The organism is Neobacillus sp. NRS-1170, assembly GCF_050468025.1.
The window spans coordinates 113,633-135,587 of the sequence record NZ_JBITPF010000014.1 but is presented as its reverse complement, the minus strand read 5'-3'; the positions used below and the strand labels follow the sequence as shown (position 1 = coordinate 135,587).

Annotated in this window: 26 protein-coding genes; 2 read left to right on the top strand and 24 right to left on the bottom strand. The window is 40.3% G+C overall.

Annotation, left to right across the window (positions count from 1 at the left end):
- Positions 1 to 24: 24 nt before the first annotated feature.
- From ACIFOT_RS06240 to ACIFOT_RS06130, 23 genes are all read right to left on the bottom strand, one after another.
- On the bottom strand, positions 25 to 225 hold the full coding sequence (locus ACIFOT_RS06240) for a helix-turn-helix domain-containing protein (protein WP_430063162.1): 201 nt from the start codon (positions 223 to 225) through the stop codon (positions 25 to 27).
- 161 nt (positions 226 to 386) lie between these two features.
- The gene (gene deoC, locus ACIFOT_RS06235; protein ID WP_430063575.1) at positions 387 to 1,034 is read right to left on the bottom strand and encodes a deoxyribose-phosphate aldolase; all 648 of its coding nucleotides are present in this window, start codon (positions 1,032 to 1,034) and stop codon (positions 387 to 389) included.
- A gap of 174 nt (positions 1,035 to 1,208) precedes the next feature.
- Entirely contained in the window at positions 1,209 to 1,472 is a 264-nt protein-coding gene (locus tag ACIFOT_RS06230; protein ID WP_430063159.1) for a EutN/CcmL family microcompartment protein, read from the bottom strand.
- Positions 1,472 to 1,747 (bottom strand): BMC domain-containing protein, encoded by a 276-nt coding sequence (locus ACIFOT_RS06225; protein WP_430063156.1) that lies wholly within the window; start codon positions 1,745 to 1,747, stop codon positions 1,472 to 1,474. The genes ACIFOT_RS06230 and ACIFOT_RS06225 overlap by 1 nt, the downstream gene beginning before the upstream one ends.
- The gene (locus ACIFOT_RS06220; RefSeq protein ID WP_430063154.1) at positions 1,748 to 2,035 is read right to left on the bottom strand and encodes a EutN/CcmL family microcompartment protein; all 288 of its coding nucleotides are present in this window, start codon (positions 2,033 to 2,035) and stop codon (positions 1,748 to 1,750) included.
- A gap of 14 nt (positions 2,036 to 2,049) precedes the next feature.
- Positions 2,050 to 2,505, bottom strand: coding sequence for a ribose 5-phosphate isomerase B (gene rpiB / locus ACIFOT_RS06215; protein ID WP_223590456.1), 456 nt, complete (start codon positions 2,503 to 2,505; stop codon positions 2,050 to 2,052).
- The gene (tpiA, locus tag ACIFOT_RS06210) at positions 2,505 to 3,341 is read right to left on the bottom strand and encodes a triose-phosphate isomerase (protein WP_430063150.1); all 837 of its coding nucleotides are present in this window, start codon (positions 3,339 to 3,341) and stop codon (positions 2,505 to 2,507) included. The genes rpiB and tpiA overlap by 1 nt, the downstream gene beginning before the upstream one ends.
- An 11-nt stretch (positions 3,342 to 3,352) precedes the next feature.
- Positions 3,353 to 3,631 carry a BMC domain-containing protein gene (locus tag ACIFOT_RS06205; protein WP_335714228.1) on the bottom strand — a complete coding sequence of 93 codons (279 nt, stop codon included), beginning with the start codon at positions 3,629 to 3,631 and terminating at the stop codon, positions 3,353 to 3,355.
- A 112-nt stretch (positions 3,632 to 3,743) separates the two neighbouring features.
- A complete protein-coding gene (locus tag ACIFOT_RS06200; protein WP_430063148.1) occupies positions 3,744 to 5,171 on the bottom strand; it encodes an aldehyde dehydrogenase family protein in 1,428 nt (475 codons plus the stop codon).
- A 2-nt stretch (positions 5,172 to 5,173) separates the two neighbouring features.
- A complete protein-coding gene (locus ACIFOT_RS06195; RefSeq protein ID WP_289984717.1) occupies positions 5,174 to 5,473 on the bottom strand; it encodes a EutN/CcmL family microcompartment protein in 300 nt (99 codons plus the stop codon).
- Between the two features lie 14 nt (positions 5,474 to 5,487).
- Positions 5,488 to 6,228 carry a hypothetical protein gene (locus tag ACIFOT_RS06190; protein ID WP_430063144.1) on the bottom strand — a complete coding sequence of 247 codons (741 nt, stop codon included), beginning with the start codon at positions 6,226 to 6,228 and terminating at the stop codon, positions 5,488 to 5,490.
- Between the two features lie 5 nt (positions 6,229 to 6,233).
- Positions 6,234 to 6,893, bottom strand: a complete 660-nt coding sequence (gene pduL, locus ACIFOT_RS06185; protein WP_430063141.1) for a phosphate propanoyltransferase — start codon at positions 6,891 to 6,893, stop codon at positions 6,234 to 6,236.
- On the bottom strand, positions 6,886 to 7,848 hold the full coding sequence (locus ACIFOT_RS06180) for a sugar-binding transcriptional regulator (protein ID WP_430063138.1): 963 nt from the start codon (positions 7,846 to 7,848) through the stop codon (positions 6,886 to 6,888). Before ACIFOT_RS06180 ends, pduL begins: the two co-directional genes overlap by 8 nt.
- Positions 7,849 to 8,176: 328 nt before the next feature.
- Positions 8,177 to 9,532, bottom strand: coding sequence for an aspartate aminotransferase family protein (locus ACIFOT_RS06175; protein ID WP_430063135.1), 1,356 nt, complete (start codon positions 9,530 to 9,532; stop codon positions 8,177 to 8,179).
- A 42-nt stretch (positions 9,533 to 9,574) separates the two neighbouring features.
- Entirely contained in the window at positions 9,575 to 11,041 is a 1,467-nt protein-coding gene (locus tag ACIFOT_RS06170) for a CoA-acylating methylmalonate-semialdehyde dehydrogenase (protein WP_430063132.1), read from the bottom strand.
- 133 nt (positions 11,042 to 11,174) lie between these two features.
- Entirely contained in the window at positions 11,175 to 12,791 is a 1,617-nt protein-coding gene (locus ACIFOT_RS06165; RefSeq protein ID WP_430063129.1) for a PucR family transcriptional regulator, read from the bottom strand.
- A gap of 81 nt (positions 12,792 to 12,872) precedes the next feature.
- Positions 12,873 to 13,106: a hypothetical protein gene (locus tag ACIFOT_RS06160; RefSeq protein ID WP_430063126.1), complete on the bottom strand. Its 234-nt coding sequence runs from the start codon at positions 13,104 to 13,106 to the stop codon at positions 12,873 to 12,875.
- A 23-nt stretch (positions 13,107 to 13,129) separates the two neighbouring features.
- Positions 13,130 to 13,345: a hypothetical protein gene (locus ACIFOT_RS06155; RefSeq protein WP_430063124.1), complete on the bottom strand. Its 216-nt coding sequence runs from the start codon at positions 13,343 to 13,345 to the stop codon at positions 13,130 to 13,132.
- Positions 13,346 to 13,367: 22 nt separating this feature from the next.
- Complete coding sequence (hydA, locus tag ACIFOT_RS06150) at positions 13,368 to 14,786, bottom strand: dihydropyrimidinase (RefSeq protein WP_430063122.1); 1,419 nt, start codon at positions 14,784 to 14,786, stop codon at positions 13,368 to 13,370.
- 21 nt (positions 14,787 to 14,807) lie between these two features.
- A complete protein-coding gene (preA, locus tag ACIFOT_RS06145) occupies positions 14,808 to 16,094 on the bottom strand; it encodes an NAD-dependent dihydropyrimidine dehydrogenase subunit PreA (RefSeq protein ID WP_430063119.1) in 1,287 nt (428 codons plus the stop codon).
- A gap of 18 nt (positions 16,095 to 16,112) precedes the next feature.
- A complete protein-coding gene (locus ACIFOT_RS06140; protein ID WP_430063573.1) occupies positions 16,113 to 17,465 on the bottom strand; it encodes an NAD(P)-dependent oxidoreductase in 1,353 nt (450 codons plus the stop codon).
- A gap of 501 nt (positions 17,466 to 17,966) precedes the next feature.
- Positions 17,967 to 18,773: a uroporphyrinogen-III synthase gene (locus ACIFOT_RS06135; RefSeq protein WP_430063116.1), complete on the bottom strand. Its 807-nt coding sequence runs from the start codon at positions 18,771 to 18,773 to the stop codon at positions 17,967 to 17,969.
- A 15-nt stretch (positions 18,774 to 18,788) separates the two neighbouring features.
- On the bottom strand, positions 18,789 to 19,463 hold the full coding sequence (locus ACIFOT_RS06130) for an oxidoreductase (protein ID WP_430063113.1): 675 nt from the start codon (positions 19,461 to 19,463) through the stop codon (positions 18,789 to 18,791).
- 176 nt (positions 19,464 to 19,639) lie between these two features.
- On the opposite strand from ACIFOT_RS06130, the gene ACIFOT_RS06125 reads away from it, so the two are divergent.
- A complete protein-coding gene (locus tag ACIFOT_RS06125; protein WP_430063110.1) occupies positions 19,640 to 19,939 on the top strand; it encodes a hypothetical protein in 300 nt (99 codons plus the stop codon).
- Positions 19,940 to 19,981: 42 nt separating this feature from the next.
- On the opposite strand, the gene ACIFOT_RS06120 is transcribed toward ACIFOT_RS06125, so the two are convergent.
- A complete protein-coding gene (locus ACIFOT_RS06120) occupies positions 19,982 to 20,749 on the bottom strand; it encodes a cobalamin-binding protein (protein ID WP_430063107.1) in 768 nt (255 codons plus the stop codon).
- Positions 20,750 to 20,892: 143 nt separating this feature from the next.
- Here ACIFOT_RS06120 and ACIFOT_RS06115 point away from each other — a divergent pair, with 143 nt between their 5' ends.
- Positions 20,893 to 21,954 (top strand): metallophosphoesterase family protein, encoded by a 1,062-nt coding sequence (locus ACIFOT_RS06115; RefSeq protein WP_430063104.1) that lies wholly within the window; start codon positions 20,893 to 20,895, stop codon positions 21,952 to 21,954.
- The last annotated feature ends 1 nt before the right edge of the window (position 21,955 follow it).

Below are 21,955 nucleotides of genomic sequence, written 5' to 3'. Positions count from 1 at the left end.
TTGTCTTTTAGTATTCCAATTTTATTAGATAGATACATCACCAATTGAGAATGTGCAATTTAATACATTTGAAATTTTTGCTAAAGTGGAAACCTGTACATCCAGATCGCCTTCTTCAATGGCAGCGATGGTTTCGGCATTGAGGCCTGATAATAGGGCAAGTCTTTCTATTTCAATTTCACGATTTAATCTAATTTTCTTTAATTGATGTCCAATATTGTTCATTAGAAACACTCCTCTATTATGTAAGCGATTACATTTTGTTAATATCATTATAGTAAAATATCTAAAAATTTTCAATACTTTTAGATTAGGAGTATAAGAAAAATGAGTTTTTCATATGGAATAAAACCTATATGAAAAACTCAAACCTTCCATCGAACATGTTAATATCCGGTTCCTTGTCCACCAGTAATAATCGCAATACTTGAACTTGCACCGATTCTAGTCGCGCCAGCTTGAATAAGTTTTCTAGCAGTATCTAAATCTCTTACACATGCTGATGCTTTTACGCCCATATCTAGACCAACTGCCTCGCGCATTAATTTGATATCTTCTGCTGTAGCACATCCTGGTCCAAAACCAGTTGATGTTTTAACAAAATCAGCACCTGCCATTTTCGCTAAAATACAAGCCTTTTTCTTCTCTTCAATTTCAAGCAATCCTGTTTCAATAATAACCTTAACTGGAGCATGACCTTTAGCCGCTAATACCACACCTTCAATGTCCTTTTTAACGGTTTCGAAGTCACCGGATTTTAGAGCTCCAATGTTAATCACCATGTCGATTTCAGTGGCGCCGTTTGCAATCGCATCCCGAGTTTCGGCGATTTTAACAAAAGTGCTGGTTGCTCCTAATGGAAAGCCGACAACTGTGGTAACACCGACACCTGAGCCTTTAAGTTCTTTAGCCGCAATCTGCACCCAATACGGATTCACACAAACAGTAGCAAATTTATGTTCCTTCGCTTCTTCACAAAGCTTTACAATTTGGTCCTTTGACGCTTCTGGCTTTAATAATGTATGGTCGATCATTCTAGCAACAGATGGACCAGTAATAATGTTAGAAGCAGAACCTTCTTTATAGGTTACGTTTCCGGAAACAGCTGGTTTAGTTTCCTTTAACTCTTGTTTATTAGTTAATTGCTGCATAATTTGATTAGTAATTTGTTCCACTAATGCTTCGATTTGCATCTTGCTCACCTCACGTTATTCTAATCGATCAACGATTCCGGCAATGACTGCATCAAAAGAGCCCTTTGGATCTTCTAAAATGTCGCGTGCCGAACCACCTTCCTCAAGTAAAAGTACATAATCGCCAACCCCGGCATGGAATCGATCAAATGCGATGATCGGTTCGCCGATTTCTTTTCCCGAGGCATCAACCGGGATGGCAACCATTAGTTTTTTGCTTTGATGGCTGGGTGTCTTTATCGTTGAAACGATATTCCCAACGACCTTTGCTAATTTCATTATTTTACAACTGGAAGAATTTTTTCGATATCTGAATGTGGTCTTGGGATAACATGTACAGATAAGAATTCGCCTACACGCTGTGCAGCATCTGCACCTGCTTCTGTTGCTGCTTTAACTGCGCCAACATCACCGCGAACCATTACACAAACTAAGCCGCCGCCAACATTAACCTTTCCTAGCAAAGTTACGTTTGCTGCTTTTGTCATCGCGTCTGCTGCTTCAATTGCTCCTATTAAACCTTTGGTTTCGATCATTCCTAATGCGTTGCTCATTTATTTTTCCTCCATTCGTTTCGTCACGTTATAGTAATCAATGATTCCTAAAATCCCAGCGTCTGATGGGACTAAATCTTTGTTAAGTGGTAAGGAAGACTCTCGGCTTTTTGCAAGATAAACGAGATCTCCTTCGCCTGACTGTCCAATCGTATCAATAGCCACAAGTGGTTTGCCTTTATCCTTCAACTGGTCATCAACCGGTTGGACAATCAGAAGCTTTAGACCTCTTAAATTATCATTTTTATGAGTACAAACCATATTTCCAATCACTTTGGCTACGAACATAGTTTAACCTGCCTTTATCTGTGTAAAAAACGACTTTCAATTTCCATGATTTTTGTAACGCGGCGATCATGACGGCCGCCGGCAAAATCAGTTTCCAGCCAGGTTTTCACTAATTGCTTCGCAAGACCTTCGCCAATAAACTGCCCGCCGATCGATAACACGTTGGCGTTGTTGTGCTCTTTGCTGTTGATGACTGAGGACAAATCCCAGCACACTGCACCGCGAACACCCGGTATTTTATTTAAAACCATTCCGCTTCCGACGCCGACACCATCAATCATGATGCCAACGTAGTCATCATTTGTGGCAACCGTTTCGCCTACTAAAAAAGCGATATCGGGATAATCTACTGATTCGTTAGCCTTACAGCCGAAATCAAGATATTCATAGCCTAATTCCGTTAAATAGGCTTTTAACTTTTCTTTCAGTTCGTATCCACCATGGTCACTGCCAATCGCAACTTTTTTCATTACCTTTGTTCTCCTTTGGCAAATACATTGATAATTCCATCAAAAGACTGGGGATTTAAGCTTGCGCCCCCGACAAGGACACCATCAATATCCGGCATCGCACTGTATTCGGCAGCATTGCTTTCATTAACAGAGCCACCGTATAAAATCGAGATTTGGTCCGCTTTTTCACCCAGGATTTGTTTTAAAACAGAACGGATATAAGCATGAGTTTGTTGAGATAATTCAGCTGTTGCTGACTGCCCTGTACCAATGGCCCAAACCGGTTCATAGGCTATAATCAAATTACTGGAATCAATTTCCTTTAGGGCACCAACTAGCTGGGTCGATAATACGTGTTCTGCTTGCATCGAATTTTTCTGACCCAGCGTTTCTCCTATGCAGATAATCGGGATGAGTCCGTCTTTGATTGTCTGCTTCACTTTTAAATTCACTAAATCATCATCTTCACCCGCAAATTGTCTTCTTTCGGAGTGGCCGATAATCACATATTCACAGCCAACATCCTTCAACATATTTGTGGATGACTCACCAGTGTAGGCACCTTTCTCAGCCCAATGGACATTTTGTCCACCGAGATGAATCGGCTTTCCAAATTGTTTAATAAAAAGATGTGCGGGATAAAGCAGCTGGGTTGGCGGACAAACCACCACTGAAACGTCCTTGCTGCTGTTTATTTTTTGAAAAAATTCTGCAGTCGTACTAAGTGTATTGTTCATTTTCCAATTCGCAATGACATAGGTCTGCCGATCACTTTGGATTTGCAGCTCGCCGAGTGTGTGAACAATCGTGTCCCTTACGAGATTTTTGATAAAGCTTTCAATGGATTGTTCCATTTCGCTTCCCCTTATTCACTCTTTGGCAGAATACCTTCAACATCGCCGTTTGGACGTGGAATCACGTGTACTGAAAGAAGTGTTCCAACCCGCTGAGCTGCTTCTGCACCAGCTTCTGTTGCCGCTTTAACTGCGCCTACATCTCCTCGAACCATAACGGTGACAAGACCTGCACCCACTAATTCTCTGCCTACTAATGTAACATTTGCTGCTTTAACCATTGCGTCTGCCGCTTCGATTGCACCTACTAAACCTTTTGTTTCAATCATTCCTAATGCTTCTTGACCCATGATATTTCCTCCTTTAGGAACCTCTAATTTTTGTTTTATTTGCTTTTTTGTTTTTTCTGATTGTGAAGGGACGGTTTTTTCATCTTTAGATTTTGCCAATTAACACACCCCACTAGATAATTCTAAATCCATCTACTAAAACGCAGCGGCGCTGGCGTGTAAATGTTTTTGCGCTAGTTAATCCTTCTCCGGTAGGACCGGCAATCGTCAGCGTCGTGAAGCCTTCACTTTCAAAGCCTAATCCCGAAACGGAAGGGCCATTTTTAACAAAAATAGTTGCTTGAATTTCCTGCGCCATTTTTGTCAAGTTGGTGATGTTTTGTGAATGCATAATCGCTGTGTGGCGGTTGCCCTTTTCAGCGATTACCGCTAATTCAATGGCTTTATCAACATCAGAGACTCTGACAATTGGTAAAATCGGCATTAACATTTCAGTCATCACTAATGGGTGATCCTTGTTTGTTTCCGCAAAAATCAATCTCACATCAGGGCTTGCCTGAATGCCAGCCGCTTGTAGGATTAAGTGGGCATCCTTCCCGATGAAATCACGGTTTGGATAATACTTATCGTTTTTCTTTACAAGCACTTTTTCAAGTAGTTTTTCGAATTGAAAGCCTTTAAGCTCAATCGCGCCATTTTTCACCATTTCAGATTTAAGGGCATTTGCCACTTTTTCAACAACAAAGACTTCTTTTTCAGCGGTACATAAAACATTGTTATCAAAGCTTGCTCCCTTGACAATATCAGCAGCTGCCTTTGAAATAATCGCTGTTTCATCGACGACAACTGGTGGATTTCCAGGACCGGCTGCAATTACCTTTTTGCCTACAGCCATTGCTGCCTTTACGACAGGACCGCCGCCTGTCACAACCAGTGCATTTACCTGTGGATGGTTCATGACCTGTGCCGACGTTTCCAGATTTGGAGCCGCGACAGAGGTCAAAGTATTTTCTGGTCCGCCTGCAGCCACAATGGCTTCGTTAAGCAGCTGCATGGTTTTAATCGAAACTCGTTTTGCACTTGGATGCGGGTTGTAAACAACCGTATTCCCTGCTGCAAGAAGAGAAATCGAGTTATTGATGATCGTTGCAGCAGGGTTTGTGGATGGAGTAATCGACCCAAATACCCCAATTGGTGCATATTCCACTAGCGTTAACCCATCATCACCAGAATAAGATGTACTGACTAAGTCTTCCACACCAGGTGTTTTGTTCGTGGCTAGTAAAATTTTCGCAACCTTATCTTCCACTCTTCCTAGGCCTGTCTCTTCAACCGCAAGCTTAGCCAGCTCATTGACATGCTTGCGGCTTACTTGACGCATGTTCTCAATCATTTGTCTTCTTACAGCAACTGGAAGCTTGCGAAGCTTTTCCCATGCAAGTCTTGCTGCTGCAGCCGCTTCGTCAACGGTGGTAAACACACCATTGCCAAAGCTGACTTCTGGTAATGAAGAAACCGGGCTGTTCTCTGGCTGATTTTGACCTAATTGCTGCAGCACTTGTTCAACCATTTTTTTGATATCGGTTTCATTAATTTGCAAAATTAGCTCTCTCCTTTGTTAAAGGTTAAGGATCCTTGAATTTCTATTTGATCGACAATTCCTACAATAGCCGCATCAACAGGAACACCGTTTGTAATTTCTGTTTGCCTGGCCGAGCTTCCGCTGACAAGTAAGACAACTTCACCAACACCAGAACCTACAGTATCTATCGCCACTAATGGTTTACCGTCTTCCTCAATCGTTTTCATATCCAGAGGCTGAACAATGAGGAGCTTTTTCCCTTTTAGCTTTTCTGCTTTGGTGGTTGAAACAATGGAACCAACCACTTTACAAATGATCACGTGCGTCCCTCCTTTCAAGGAGAAGTTTTTGTAATTTGAATTTTGAGGTCCTTCGCTAAGTCCATAGCAGAAGGTGTCACCCTGCTCTTGTCAGGAACAACGATTTCCTTAAGTCCATCCTGAAACGCTTTTTCCACATGTTTTGCGAGAATGAGAGATTGCTTTTCCTTGAATGCCGTTTGCTGGGCATCAACCGTTTGCGCAAGTTTACTGAGCGGTACCCATTTCACCTGATCCGCTTGAATTTGTCTTATGTAGGACTGCAAGCGTTCCTGAACAGAATGGGGCGCATGGATTTGCTGGTAAACATTTGGCTCAATATAATCCTTAGCTATTACAATGGGCTTACCAAGCAATTGATATTGGAGAGCCAGCCATACGGCTAATTCATCATCCATTGTTAAGGCAAGCTTTGATAATAAACGATAGGATGCTACCGGGACAACCAGAGTACTGCAACTCTCAACAATTCTATTTAATTCCTCCTGTGAGGTCTCATCTAACAAAACATATGGCTTTCCACTTAACGCAGCGTGCGAAGGCAGCCAATCTTTTGATAAAATTAATGTTACCTCGCAGGAATCGATTAGCGGGGTAACCGCTTCCAAAACCACTGATGGATTTTGAGATTGATAGCCTAAAAGAATAGCAATCGACTGTTTTTCTATTTCTTTTTCCTTTACATGCAGTTGTTCCTTTAAGTAGGCTTCGACAACCTGCTGGACAAGCATTTTCACCTTCGTTTTGACATCCACCAGATTCAGCCTCCGCTCACTTGATTTCGACTTTCAACGGCTACAATTTCACCTAATTGTCCATTTTTTATGTTTGCCGCATTCGCTTCATCCAAATCGATATGCATTTCAAGTTTGTATTTAGGTGAAACCCGGATGAGCACATTTGAAAAAGTAATTCCTCGAGGACCGTCGACCTTTACTTGTACCACATCTCCATCTTCCACACCAAAGGCCTCACCATCACTGGTATGCATATGAATATGGCGCGCCGCACAAATCAATCCTTCATTAATCGTAATTTGACCTCTTGGTCCCTGAATGGTAATAGATTCTGAACCTTTGATATCGCCAGAATTACGAACCGGCGGTTTGACTCCTATGGTAAAACCGTCGAATAACGAAACTTCTACTTGGGTATTACCTCGGGAAGGGCCGAGAACACGGACATTAGGAATTTTCCCTTTTGGACCAATAAGTGTAACTGTTTCCTTCGCAGCAAATTGGTTCGGCTGAGATAAATCCTTTAGCTTATTTAACTGGTAACCCCTCCCGAACAATCTTTCCACATGTTCAGGTGATAGATGGATATGACGGTTTGATGCTGCAATCGGTACCTGCTTTACATTTTGAAGCGTATTTTTGACAATTTCTTTGACTAGTTCTCTAATTTTCTCTTTATCCATTTATGTTATCATCCCCCATTTCGAGTAAGGCTTTTGCTGTGTACTGATCAGTAATAAGAACATTGGCGTGCCGGCCGTTAAGGGCACCATATATACCGTCCACTTTTGTATTTCCACCCGCAATAAGGATGCCGAATTCCTTTTCAGATAAATGGGAGAGTTCGATCCCAATGGTACGGTCATTTAAAGTCTCGTGGCTTATTTTCCCTTTGATATCAATAAATCGAGAGCAAATATCACCAACGGTTTGATTCTTCCGTAAAATTTCAATGTCATTATCTAAAAAGTACCCTGCATGCATCAGTGTGGATTGCTCACCAGGCTCCCCTACCGTGAAGATGCCAATGTTGGCCTTTTGGCCCATTTCCATAATTTTTTTCACATGCCGATCCGCAACAATTGCTTGCTTTACAACAATATGATCAACTACTGCAGGAACAGGGAGGAAATGCGGTGTCGTATGGAAGGCACTCGCTAGACCATTAACGATTTCTGATGCATACGTATTTGATTCTGAGTAACTCACCCCACCATTTAGCTGGACTATCGTAACATCCTTTACATTCTTAGGCTGAAGTTTTTTCACGAGTTGATAAAGGGTTGTTCCCCAAGTTATTCCGATGGTATCGCCACTTTGTACAATTTTATGCAAGTAGTCGGCAGAAACTTCTCCCAGTTTCTCTTTTATTAGTTCATCCTCATATTCAGGTATTGAGGCGACAATGCAATGCTTTAATTGGAATTTATCCTTTACCTGCATTGCGAGCTCTTGGACATCTTCGGCCGGATCGCATATTTTGATATGAACAACACCTTCTTGAACAGCTTGCAAAAGAAGTCTTGAAACAGTGGGGCGGGAAATACCTAACTTTTTAGCGATTTCTTGTTGGCTGTAGTCTGATTGATAGTACATTTTTGCTACTTCAACAAGGCGCGTAATTTTTTCATCCGCCATAATCAAGTCTCCTATTTAAAAAATTATGAATATTGCAATCTTCTTTTTTAAAAAAAGAAAACGGTTACAACCATTTGCAAAAAATTTTTTAGCTTTTCTTCTTCGAAATGAAATTATGTAAATATCCAATGAACGTTTGTTAAGTTAATTATAACCTTTCAAATCTACCTGTCAATCACTCTATCGAGAGATTTCGACATTTTTTCAATGATTTCTCGGAATTTAAGCATAATTGGGAATTTTGTCGATTTTATGAACTTTATTAACATGAAAAAAAGAGCATTTGTCATTTACAAAATGTAATGACAAATGCTCTTTTACGTTTTTACTAGAGTATTTTATTTAGAGATTCTGTTAGTGTCTTAATTAAAAAGTTCAAATCCTTTTGTTCAATATTTAACGGTGGTGCCAAGGTAAGAACATTATTGTACCCTGCAACCGTAGCTCCATTTTTTCCAATGATAATGCCTTTTTCCTTACAACTTGCAATCACTTGATTAACAAGAGCTGGATCTAATGGTTCTTTTGTGTTTTTATCATTCACAAGCTCAATCCCGATTAATAAGCCCTTTCCACGGACATTACCTACATATGGATGCTCTTGTAAAAGAGTTGTTAAATCATTTAGAACCTGTTCACCTAAATCTCTCGAACGATCAAACAGATTTTCCTTTTCCATGATTTCAAGGTTTTTTAACGCCAGTGCACAAGCTGCAGGATTTCCTCCAAACGTGTTCACGTGACGGAAATAATCATATTCTTCGGTTCCTTTAAACGCTTCATAAATTTCCTTACGAACCGCTGTCGCAGATAATGGCAGATAGGCACTTGTAATCCCCTTTGCCATGGTAATGATATCCGGCTTTACTCCATAATTCATGAAGCCAAATGGTTTACCTGTACGGCCGAAGCCACAAATCACTTCATCAACAATTAAAAGGGCTCCATGTTTTTCACAAATCTCTTTTGCTGCCTTCATATACCCATCTGGGGGAATAAGTACTCCTCCGCCGGTAATAATTGGTTCCATGATCATGGCCGCAATGGTTTCACTTAGCTCCCAAGTCATCGTACGGTCAATTTCTTTAACCGAAGCCAATTCCTTTGGATCCGTCACATTTGTGTCATCACGATAGGAATCCGGCGGTGATACATGGATAAAACCCGGGGCAAGTGGTTCATATTTATATTTTCGCTGCGCCTGTCCGGTTGCAGCTAATGCTCCCATTGAATTGCCATGGTAGGCACGGTACCGTGAAATAATTTTATAGCGGTTATGCTCTCCCTTTTGCTGATGGTATTGACGAACAATCTTAAAGGCTGCTTCATTCGCTTCTGAACCGCTGTTTGAGAAAAAGATGACGTATTCATCTCCGAGCATTTCGTTTAATTTTTCTGCTAGTTTAATAGCAGGAACATGGCTTTGTGATAGCGGAAAATAAGCCATTTCTTTTAATTGCTCATACGCTGCTTCCGCCAGTTCCGTTCTTCCATATCCAACATTCACACACCATAATCCAGCCATTGCATCTAAATAGCGTTTGCCATCCACATCTGTTACCCATGACCCCTCAGCCTTTTCCGCAATAACCGTAGCGTTGGGATTATATGGCTTCATCGAATGCCAAACATATCTATCATCCTGCTCATTAAAAGTATCTTGTGGACGTCTTGTCTGAACCATATCAAAATTCCCCTCCCTGTTTATATAAGTGCTTGACACCAATTATGCGTCAAAACGAGATGTAATCATTTTCTTGCGGGTGTAGAAATTTACGCCGTCTTTACCATTAACATGCATGTCACCGTAGAAGGAATCCTTCCAGCCGGAGAATGGGAAAAACGCCATTGTGGCGGGAACACCTACGTTGATGCCGAGCATTCCTGCGTCTGCTTCTTCACGGAACTGTCGGATAGCCTTTGCATTGTTTGTATAAATGGTTGCACCATTACCAAATCTGGATCTACGGATATATTCCAATCCTTCATCCAAATCAGCGGCACGAAGCAGACTAAGCACCGGAGCAAAAATTTCCTCTCTCGCAATCGTCATTTCCAGTGTAACATGATCGAAAATCGTTGGACCTAAGAAATTTCCTTCAGGAAGTTCATCCATTTCTTTGCGCCCATCTCTGATTAAGTCTGCGCCTTCCTCTAAGCCTTTTTCAATGTATCCAAGAACTTTATTGCGATGTTCCTTACGGATGATCGGAGTTAGTAACACTTCTTCGTCCATTCCATTACCAATAATTAATTCATCCGCCTGTTTCTTTAATGCTGTTACAAATGGTTCATTATCACCGACCACGACTACGGCACTACAAGCCATACATCGCTGGCCGGCACTTCCGAAGGTCGAGCTGATGATATGCTGAACCGCCTTATTCATATCTGCATCAGGCATGACAATATGATGATTTTTCGCTCCGGAAAGGGCTTGCACCCGCTTGCCTTCAGCGGCAGCACGCTCATAAACATATTTGGCAACCGGCTGGGAACCAACAAAGGAAATGGCAGCAATATCTTTATGCTCCAGCAGGCCATTTACGACATCATGGGCGCCATGGACGACGTTTAAAACTCCTTGAGGTGCACCAGCTTCAGTAAATAATTCTGCTAATCTATTAGCTAAAATTGGAGTCCTCTCTGAAGGCTTCAACACAAATGTGTTTCCGCAGGCAACAGCTAATGGGAACATCCATAAAGGAACCATCATTGGAAAGTTAAATGGAGTAATACCGCCGACTACTCCTAGTGGGTAACGGAACATTTCGGAATCGATATCCTCAGCAATTCCTGACAGCGTTTCACCCATAATCAGGGTAGGAGCACCTGCAGCGAATTCAACGCACTCAATGCCGCGTTGAACTTCCCCATACGCTTCCTTGTAAGCCTTTCCATTTTCTAAAACGATTAATCTTGCTAATTCTTCATGGTTTTCTGTTAAGAGATAGTGGTATTTAAAAAGAATCCTTGCACGCTTTGGAACAGGAACATTCTTCCATTTCTTAAAAGCTTCTTTCGCAGCTGCAACTGCTAGATCAACATCCTCTTTTGTAGAAACAGGGACCTTTGTCAGGATCTCATTCGTTGCTGGGTTCGGCACATCCAAAGTTTGCGTACTATTTGAGCTAACCCATGCCCCGTTAATATAATTGTTTAAAATAGAAGTGTCCTTTTTTGTAACACTCATCTTTTTTCCTCCTTATTAATTAACAATAGGAATTACTATCATTATCTCGCATGTATGAATGGCTTTCATTAGACATACTGTAAAATGTCTGTAGAGATTTCTTCGACAAATTGAACATTCAATTAACATTACATCATCGTACTTGATTTACTGCACCTGGTTTTGAGGCTGATAAATAATCATGTACGAGCAGCATAAATTCGATCGCCACTCGCTTTTCATGATCCATAAAATCCTCTCCCAGCAAGTTCTCCAGCTTTTGAAGCCGATGGTAAAGCGTTTGTCTCACAATGAAAAGCTTATTTGAAGTTTCCTGCTTTGATCCGTTACACTCTAAATAGGCTTTTAGTGTTTCTAACAGCTTGCCATTATATTTTTGGTCATATTGTATAACCGGAAAAAGGTATTCCGATGCAAGCTCCTGTAAATCCGTATATTTGCTCATTTGCGATATAAGCCGATATAAATGTAAATCCTCATAAAAATGGTAGATTTGTTTATTCGTCATTTTTTGCTGGATGCGAATCGTTTCCTTGGCTGTTTGATAGCTTTTATGTACATCCCTTAAGGATTCGGTAAACTTACCTGCGGCAATAATAAACTTTGCAGAACTTTGCTTTCGGATAAACTCGGATTCTTGAATTGATTCCACTGCTTTTTTAATTCGTTCCTTTAGATTCTTTTTCGCCCGGCTATTTAATAGGATAAACGTAATCTCATTTCGTTTTTCCACAGAAAATACAACAAAACCATTCTGCTCAAAAACAGAACGAAACAGTAATTTCAGGTATGTCACATCATTGATTGATTTATCTTTGATTGGAAAAAGCTTTGTGATCAAAACTACCGCGTCACTGGTTTTTGTTTTATTCCCATTCTCGATTAAGTATTCCTGTATACCCTCTAGTGAATGTTCACCCTCCAGCCAGCCATGCAGCCATTCAAACTCTTCTACCCGCTTTTTTTCCTCAACATATAAATCTCTTAAAAGATGTTGTGCTAGAGCTGTAGCAGTCCTGTCTAAAATTAATAAGTCGTATTCGCTGATAGGAATGTCCTTCGAGTAAATGATTAATTCTGCATACTCTTGACCGAACAAAAAGATGGGGGAAACGGCGATTTGCTGACTTTGATTTTGTTTGGCCCCATCAATCTGAGAGAGAATAATCGCTTGGTCCTTGCGATTGATTTCCGGGACAAATTCATATTCCTGGTTTTTCATTCGAAAGATGATTTGCACATCAAGCGCAGAAAATATAAATTGAAGTATATCCTCGTACGTTTCAATTGTAAGCAATCTTTTATTTAGACTTTGTGAATAATCCTCCAGGTCCGCTATTTTCTGATATTGCTGATTAATGATTACGGAATGAATATCCTGCGTGATTTCCACAAATGGAACTTCCTCTTCAAAAATAATGATTGGAAATTGATTTTCATTCGCAAATTCAATCACTTCAGCAGGAATTTCTGACACATAGGTCCCCATTTCAATGCATAGGCCAGCCGCATTGTTTTTATAAAACTGTTTCACCATCGAGATAAATAAATCCACATTATCTTTCCAGGCAACACCAGTGGATAAAATTAGCTCATGACCATTTAATAGATTTCGAATACTCGTTGCCTCTACGACATGAACCCATTTAACAATCCGTTGAACTCCATCATGCCCTGCGATAACGCGGGCATTTTCGAAGTGCTTTCTATTTAAAATATCCGCTACCTTAAGTTGAAAATGTTCTTTCATCGTTTAGTTCTCCTAATAGAAAGGATATTTTTTGAAGAAAAAGGATTGGTTCTTCAACCAATCCTTTTCTGTTATCGTGGGTTAATGAACCATCGGCAGGTATATTTTAATTTTATTTAGCATGGATTCAAATTCCTCGGGGTCTAGAAAATCATCAGATTTCCAATTATCCCTTATCCATGCCACTAATTCTTCAGGAGAATTGAAATACTCACCGCTTGAATCCGACTTACGAATCGTATAGCGCCCGTTATCTTCATCAATTGTGACTTCACATGGATAGGCATTATCCCTTGATTTTAAATAGAATTCCATACTACCCACACCCTTTATAATCACTATTTTCCTTGATTTTGTTTGATTAATAGACTCGAAAAATACTTCCTGCCATTTGCCGTACCAATTAAGAGAGTCTCCGTAACATTACCAGTCGGATGTAAAAAATCAACAGTGGCCCCGTTTAAATGTTCGTTAACTCCATTAATTCGATATCCCTTCCCGATGAAAAAATCAATTTTGTCTCTTTCATCTTGAAATTGTTGATATTCTGACATCTCATCCCCACCTCGGATTTAATTAGATTGATAATGTTTCATTTTGATTCAATGGTGTATTCAGGCTATATTTTTCCCGTTTCAAATACTGACCAGATCCTGGTTTACCCACGAATTGCTTGTCGCGGATAACATATTCGCCGCGAACAAATACAGAAACTGGCTCACCTGTCACTTTCATTCCTTCAAACGCGTTATAGTCAACAGCCATATGGTGAGTTTCTGCTGAAATCACACGTTCAACATTCGGGTCGAAAATGACAAGGTCTGCGTCCGCACCTATTGCAATCGTTCCTTTTTTCGGGAATAAGCCAAACAGCTTGGCAACCCTTGTTGAAGTTAGATCAACAAATTGATTTAGACTGATTCGTCCTTTTTTTACGCCTTCAGAGAATAATATCGTTAAGCGATCTTCAATAATTGGACCGCCGTTCGGGATTTTTGTAAAATCATTTCGCCCAAGATCCTTTTGACCTTTAAAATCGAATGAACATTGATCAGAACCAAATGTTTGCAGCGTACCGCTTTTCAAAGCGTTCCAAAGAACTTCCTGATTCCATTTCTCTCTGAGTGGAGGAGACCACACATATTTAGCTCCTTCAAAGTTCGGTTTTTCTAAATAACTTTGATCAAGGACTAAATATTGCGGACAGGTTTCACCCCAGACATTAAAGCCTTTGCTGCGAGCTTCAGCAATTTGTTCAACGGCATCCGAGCAGGAAACATGCACAACATATAGCTGCGAATTGGCCAGCCCTGTCAGCCTAGCGGCGCGTCCTGTTGCTTCTCCCTCTAATTCTTGCGGTCGTGTTAAGGCGTGATAGATTGGCTCCGTTTTTCCTTCTTCAAGGGCCTTTTTCGTTAAATAATCGATAACATCACCGTTTTCCGCGTGAACCATGACTAAACCGCCATGTTCTTTAGCCGTGACTAGCGTCCGGAAAAGCGTTTCATCATCTGCTTGCAATACATTTTTATATGCCATGAACACTTTAAAGGAAGTAATCCCTTCTTCATTAATCACCTGAGGTAGTTCGCCTAATACCTTATCATTGATTTCCCCAATCATTAAGTGGAAACCATAGTCAATAACAGCTTTATCTTTTGACTTGCCATGCCAGGTTTGAATCGCATCTTTGAGCGGTTCTCCTTTATTCGTTAAGCAGAAATCAATAATTGAAGTCGTCCCGCCAAAGGCCGCTGCTATCGTGCCTGATTCAAAGTCATCCTTTGTAATCGTTCCGCCAAATGGCATGTCTAGGTGAGTATGTGGATCGATTCCACCTGGAAAAACTAAGCAGCCTTTTGCATCAACGATTTCAGCACCAATAGCTGAAAGGTTAGTGCCAATCTGCACAATTTTCCCATCCTCGATTAATAGTTCCGCCTGAAAAGTATCTGTTGCAGTGACAATCGTTCCGTTCTTAATAATTTTCTTCATTTGAGTTTCCTCCTATTTTATCTATTTAGTAACGTCAACTTTGCAATCTGCTGCCACTTTAAGTGCGGCTTGGCGCTCATTCCAGGTCATCGCTGGAAGTTCGCTAGGCACCTCAATCATGTCGATGGCCCCGTCCACTGGGCAGACAATCGAGCATAAATTACAGCCGACACAGTCTTCTTCACGTACTTTTAAATAGCTTTTTCCATTCGGATCTGTCAGCATATCAATGCATTGGTGAGAGGTATCTTCACAGGCAATATGGCACTTATTACAGTTGATGCATACATCGGTATTAATTTTGGCAACGATATTATAGTTTAAATCCAAGTTACCCCAGTCTGAATATTTTGGAACAGATTTTCCAATGATTTCAGAAACGGAAGCAATTCCTTTGCTATCTAAATAATTGCTAAGTCCTTCAATCATATCCTCCACAATCCGGAAGCCATGATGCATTGCTGCGGTACAGACTTGAACGCCCGTGGCACCCATTAACATGAATTCCACTGTATCCTGCCAATTAGAAATGCCGCCAATTCCGGAAATCGGAACATTAATTTGCGGATGCCTTGCACATTCTGCCACCATGTTTAGCGCGATTGGCTTAACAGCAGGACCACAATATCCACCGTGTGCTCCTTTACCGGCAACATGAGGAATCGTATTCCAAGTATCAAGGTCAACTCCCATTAAACTATTAATCGTGTTAATCATACTGATGGCATCCGCACCGCCATTGCAGGCAGCTTCAGCAGTTGCGGTAATATCGGTAATATTTGGCGTTAATTTAACAATAACAGGAGTTTTCGCGACTTCTTTTACCCAAAAGGTTTGCCGTTCTACAAGAGTTGGAACTTGCCCGGAGGCCGCCCCCATACCGCGCTCAGCCATACCGTGCGGACAGCCGAAGTTTAATTCAAGTCCATCCACCCCGACATCTTCAACACGTTTGACAATTTCATGCCATTTTTCTTGTTTCGGCTCCACCATTAAAGAAGCGATAATCGCATGGTTCGGGAATCTCTTTTTCGTTTCATAGATTTCCTTTAGGTTAACATCTAATGGGCGGTCAGTTATGAGCTCAATATTATTAAAACCCGCAACTCGTTGACCATTAAAGCTAACCGCCGCAAACCGGGAAGATACGTTTAAGATTGGGTCACCCAACGTTTTCCACACCGCTCCTCCCCAGCCGGCTTCAAAGGCGCGCTGAACCTGATAACCGGAATTGGTAGGAGGTGCTGACGCCAGCCAGAACGGGTTAGGAGATTTAATCCCTGCAAGATTAATACGTAAATCAGCCATCACTTTTCCCCCTTAAAATTAAGCTGTTCCAACAGCCGAATATTGCTTATGAATCGCATATGCAACGTCTTTACCTTGCTGGGCCGCCGTTACGACCATGGCATCGCCTTTTCCTTTGCCGAAAATAACGTCACCACAGGCAAAGATTTTTGGATTAGAGGTTTGCAAGCTATCTTGATCGACTTTTACAACTCCGCCTTCATGCTTAAGACCAAATGACTCAATTAATTCCAAGTGTCGTGTTTGGCCGATGGCTTTGACTACTGCCTCAACTGGAATAATGTGTTCCGAGCCTTTTACAGCAACAGGGCGGCGGCGTCCATCCTTTTCTGGCTCACCAAGCGTCATTTTAATACACTCAATTCCAGTTACCTTTCCGGCTTCGTCACCGATAATACGTTTAGGTGCTGTTAACCAGCGGAACTCCACGCCATCCTGTTTAGCAAATTCATACTCAAAATCATATGCAGTCATTTCATCTTCCGTCCTGCGGTAAAGGATTTTTACATTTTCGGCCCCTAACCGGACAGAACAGGTCGCGCCGTCAATCGCGGTATTTCCAGCACCAACGACTACTACCCGCTTGCCGATAAAATCATTTGATAATTGGCCGCTTTTCGTTGCCTTAACAAATTCAATGGCGTCATAAACCCCGTCTAACTTTTCTCCCTCAATACCAAGATCAGGTACATTCGCCATACCCACTGCTAAAACGATTTTGTCGTAATTCTCCGTTAATTCTTCAACAGATACATCTCTGCCCACCATTGTGTTCGTTTTAATCGTGACGTTTAACTTCTTTACTTGCTCTACTTCCCAATAAGAAATTCGCTGCGGCAAACGGAAAGAAACGATACCAAAGGTATTCAATCCACCAGCTTCCTCTGCTGCTTCAAAAATGGTCACGTCATAGCCTAATCTTGCAAGCTCCCTTGCTGCAGATAATCCGGCAGGGCCGCCGCCAATAACAGCCACTTTGACACCATTGGTTGCCCCTGGCTGGAATAGAGTTTTCTCATTTTGGATTGCCCAATCAGTCGCATATCGCTGCAGATTGCCAATCATAATCGGTTTGGTTGAATGGTTTAAAACACAAGCTCCTTCACAAAGCTCTTCAGTTGGACAAACCCTTGAACAGCTTGCTCCGACTGGGTTTGAGGACATAATCGTTGTTGCAGAGCCTAGTAAGTTTCCTGAGGCAATTTTTTTAATAAAGGTTGGTATATCAATACTTGTTGGACAGGCTTTAATACATGGGGCATCATAACAATAGAGGCATCGATTTGATTCTTCAAGAGCTTCACGGTTTGTTAATCCTCGTTCGACCTCTTGGAAGTTCTTTTCAAGATTGGTTAAGGAAATGCGCTGCATTTTTTCAATGGTCAAAGAGAAACCCTCCCTTTTTAATTAAAGGTAAATTTTTATAAAATCAAAAATGAAAGCGCTTTATTAGAAATTCAATATTATCTATCCATCCTCCTTCTTTTTTCTTATGTACTTTGCAGAAAATTCTGCCTTATTTTTATTTTACAGACAGTAAAAGACCATTTCACCTTACATTCTGTAAAATGATGCAACTAATTGATTATCCAATATGTAAATAGAAATGATGTGGAAAGCTTGTACATTTTTCTGAATTCTTTTTCAATTTATCATAACTAAATTAAAAAAAATGTAAAAAAATAGCGAAGTGTCAAATTTTCTTACATACTTTTTTCAAAAGTATGAATTCTTTATATTCAACCGTTTTGTGGCATTTTTGAGATATTAAAATAAGATAAGCTTGAGAGAAAATTCGACATTAATAAAGATATTGACGATATTTGAGCATAAAAAGAGTGCACCTTTTCTCCAGGTGCACTCTTTCCCAAATTAGCCCTTATAAAATTGAGCGAGCTCTACAATCATTGCTCCCATTCTTTCGTTGTCAGGTACAAGCAAACGGTCAATTCCTTCTTCTCTCAATGCTTCAGCAGTAACTTTTCCGACAGCGACAGCTAAAATATTTTTCGTAAAACCTTGAGCAATCACTTCGTATATATTATTTACCCTTGCAAATTCGAAAAGGGAACGAACTTGAGTGGCTGTGGTAAAACAGACAGCATCACACTCATTGTTCTGGATCTCTTCACATAATTGTTCAAGAGTCTCTCTTTCAGGGGCAATGTGCTTATATGGAAGAATTTTATGCACCACTGCGCCATTATCTTCAAAAAACTTAGTTAATACAGGCGCTGTTTCACCATGCAGCTGAATCATAATACGCATTCCTGAGAAATTAAAGCTCTCGAGAGCAAGGGCTAATCCCTTGGTTGTTCCATCTTCAGATACAGCAACAGGAGTAATCTCTAATTTTTTCAATGCGGAAAATGTTTTATAGCCCCTTGATGCAACTTTTGCTTTTTGTATTTGGCTTAAGAAATCATCTAATAATCCTAGCTTGTCTGCTAAAGTGACTAGAGAATCAAGTCCGATCCCCGTTGTGAAAATCACCCAATCTGCACCTTTTTGAACAAATTCCAAAATATCTGGCTCTACTTCGTTTTCTGCTAAAAAAACGGTGCCTTGAAGTGGCCGAACTAGTGGTACTCCACCTTGTTTTTCTATTAATGTACTAATTTCTTCAGTTTTTCTTGCTCCACATATGACCACTCTTTTTCCTGTTAGACTCTTTTCCATCACACATATCCTTCCTTAATGCTTATCAGCTATTCGTTGTATTTCATTGGACTGAAAAATATTTATACCATTTTTGTTTGAAGCAGCAATCGCAGACATAGCTTTTGCTACTGATTTTGCTTGAATGGCTCTGTAGGATCGTAACGGTCCCACCATTAAATTATTTAAAAACCTGCTTGCCTTCTCTGCCATTTTTTCCCCTAAGCGGAATTCATTTCTTTCTCCTAACAATAAAGACGGTCTAAAAATGTTTAGGGAAGGTATATTTAATGATTTAAGCGACCTTTCTACCTCTCCTTTAACTTGATTGTAAAAAAAGAATGATTCCGAGTTAGCTCCCATAGCCGTGACAATGAGAAATTTTTCTGCTCCGCCCTGTACGGCTAATTTGGCTGCTTCGATAGGATATACGTAGTCAACTTTTCTAAAAGCTTCCTTGCTTTTTGCTTTTTTAATAGTCGTTCCTAAGCAGCAAAATACATCAGTAACCTTAAATAATTCTGGATATTTCTCCAGCTGGTCAAAATCAACTATATGTACTTCACATCTTGAATCAGATATTGCTATCGGTCTTCTTAAAAGCAAATGTATTTTTTTATAATTATTTTGTTCAATAAGTATTTGTACTAATTCGTTCCCAATAAGTCCACTTGAACCTAGAATTAGTGCCGTTTTTTCACCCATATTCATTTTATTACTTCAATTCTCCCTTCTTCCTTAGGCTGATTAATAATAACTTTTTAAAAAATCCCATAAAATTGAATAGGTGAATATAATGAGTTAAAGGTTTTTTATGTGTTCCATGTACATTGTTTATAATTCCTTGGACATACTGAAGGATGTAAATTTATGACAAGGAGGAATTTATGATGAGTGAGAATCAATTTAGTAATTTCATAAATGAACTTTCCATCCAAACAAAAATGGAAAACGTCTGGAGTTATACGTGCGGATCCTGGGAAAATTGTAGTGAAGCGACAATACAATCCTTCCTAGCCCACTGCCTTGAATATAATATCGACCCGCAGTTCTGCATGAGCTGGGTTGAGCAGCATAAAGCGGAAATTCCAAATTGGGCTGCGGTTTCTGAAACCTCTCTTGGCTGGATCAATCAACATACCTCCAGCGGATCAGCGATTTCGATTAGTGATGAGGGCCTAAGTTAATACTACTAATTATCTGTCCCATGACTTCCCCATGGGACAGACTTATTTATGAATAATTTTATAGAGTTTTTCCAATCCATCTAGCAATCTAGGTGATGGTCTGCAAAACAGTTCTTCCTCTAAAATGAGAATGTGATCATCACTTTGAAAATTCAGCATTTCGAAGCCAGGGCGTTTTTTTACGACGCTTTTTTTAACTTTTGCTTTACGAACCCCAACCCATACAAGGCAAATATAATCTGGTTTTCTACTCAAAACATCCTCCCAATCTGTTTCGACACTTGCTAAATCAACATCTTGAAAAAGATTGATAGCCCCGGCAGCCTCTGAAACCTCCGTCAGCCAGTTAATTTTCCCCGGTGTGAAAATTGGCTTCGGCCACCATTCCCAATACAAAGTTGGCCTCTTACTAGTATACTTGCTTTGTTGCTTCACATTTTCAAGCCGGGAACGAAATTGCCGGGCAGCATCCAGACCTCGTTCTTTCTCCCCTAATACTTCCGCTGTTTTAATTAAATCCTCTTCGATATCTTTTAACGATTGCGGATTCAAAACAATGTGGGGAATTCCACGTTCCTTTAAAGCTTCAACATTTTTTTCCATGCCTGGTACACTTAAGGAAGCCAGGACCATATCAGGCTGTAATTCCTCAACTAGGTCCATATTAATGGATAAATCCGGCCCCAGCCTTGGAAGGCCGGCAATAGCCTCAGGCCAGTCAGAAAAATCATCCACCCCTACTAATAAATGAGTTAGGCCTAAATATTCCATTAATTCCGTATTACTCGGACACAAAGATATAATCCGCATAGGCGCTCTCTTCCCTTGTTAAAACCAGTCGTTCCCTGGTTTTTTTCTTTTTTTGTGCAACTTCCATTTCATCTTAATAAAAAATTAAGGTTGTTTAATTAGTATCAACACATACTAATAAATGTTCGAAAGAGGTAATAGACATGTTAAAATTCATCATTTCAGTTTTCCTGGCAATGGATGTATTCGGCTTCCATCAAATTCCTTCAGAGCAATCACAGCAATCACAAACAGAGACTCAAACTCAACAGCAGAAACAATCTGGAGAGACTACTGAAAATGTTAAAAAGGTCGTCGCAAAACAGCAGGATGAAACCGGTGATACCGATCCTGATCTGCAGCTTGCAGTCATTAGCGATACCCATATATCAACCACGAAACAAAGTGTAGTTAAGAAATTTGAAACAGCATTACAAGACCTAAACACGGTGGCACCAGAATATGATGTTTTGGCTGTTGGCGGGGATATGACCGACCATGGTTTACCTTCAGAATATGATTTATTTAACTCGGTATTAAAGGCAAATATGAACCAAAATGCGAATACATTTATGGTTATCGGAAACCATGAATGGATGGAGAAAAAAGTTAATCGAAATTCTAAAGTGACAGATAGCCAATTAATTGAAAGATTCAAAAGCAAAATGAATGTCCCAGGTATATATTATGATCAATCGATTCAAGGGTATCATTTCATTACTATAGCCGGTGAAAAATCGGAGTCCACAATGCTTGCAACCTATAAAAATGAAGCTAATGCGGATTCCGCTTATATTTCAGATGAACAATATAATTGGTTAGAAAAAACGCTTGCTAACGATGCTGACAGCACTAAACCAATTTTTGTCTTCCTTCATCAGCCAATAACCGGAACTGTATATGGAAGTGAGTGGGGTGCTGGGCTTGAGGATCAGAAAATATTAGCACTGTTAAAAAAATATCCACAGGTCATTCTTTTCAGCGGTCATTCTCACTATCCATTAAATGATTCATCAAATATCGTTCAGGACGGAATCACTATGGTCAATACAAGTTCTGTAGCCTATACCTACACAAAAGGAACTGGCAAAAATACAGTACAATCACAGGGATATGTTGTTAATGTTTATGATGACAGAGTAGAGTTTAAAGCAAGAGAATTTAGCACCGGAACCTGGATCAAAACTGTTACTATACCTATTTCAAAAACTAACCAGCTAAATTAGC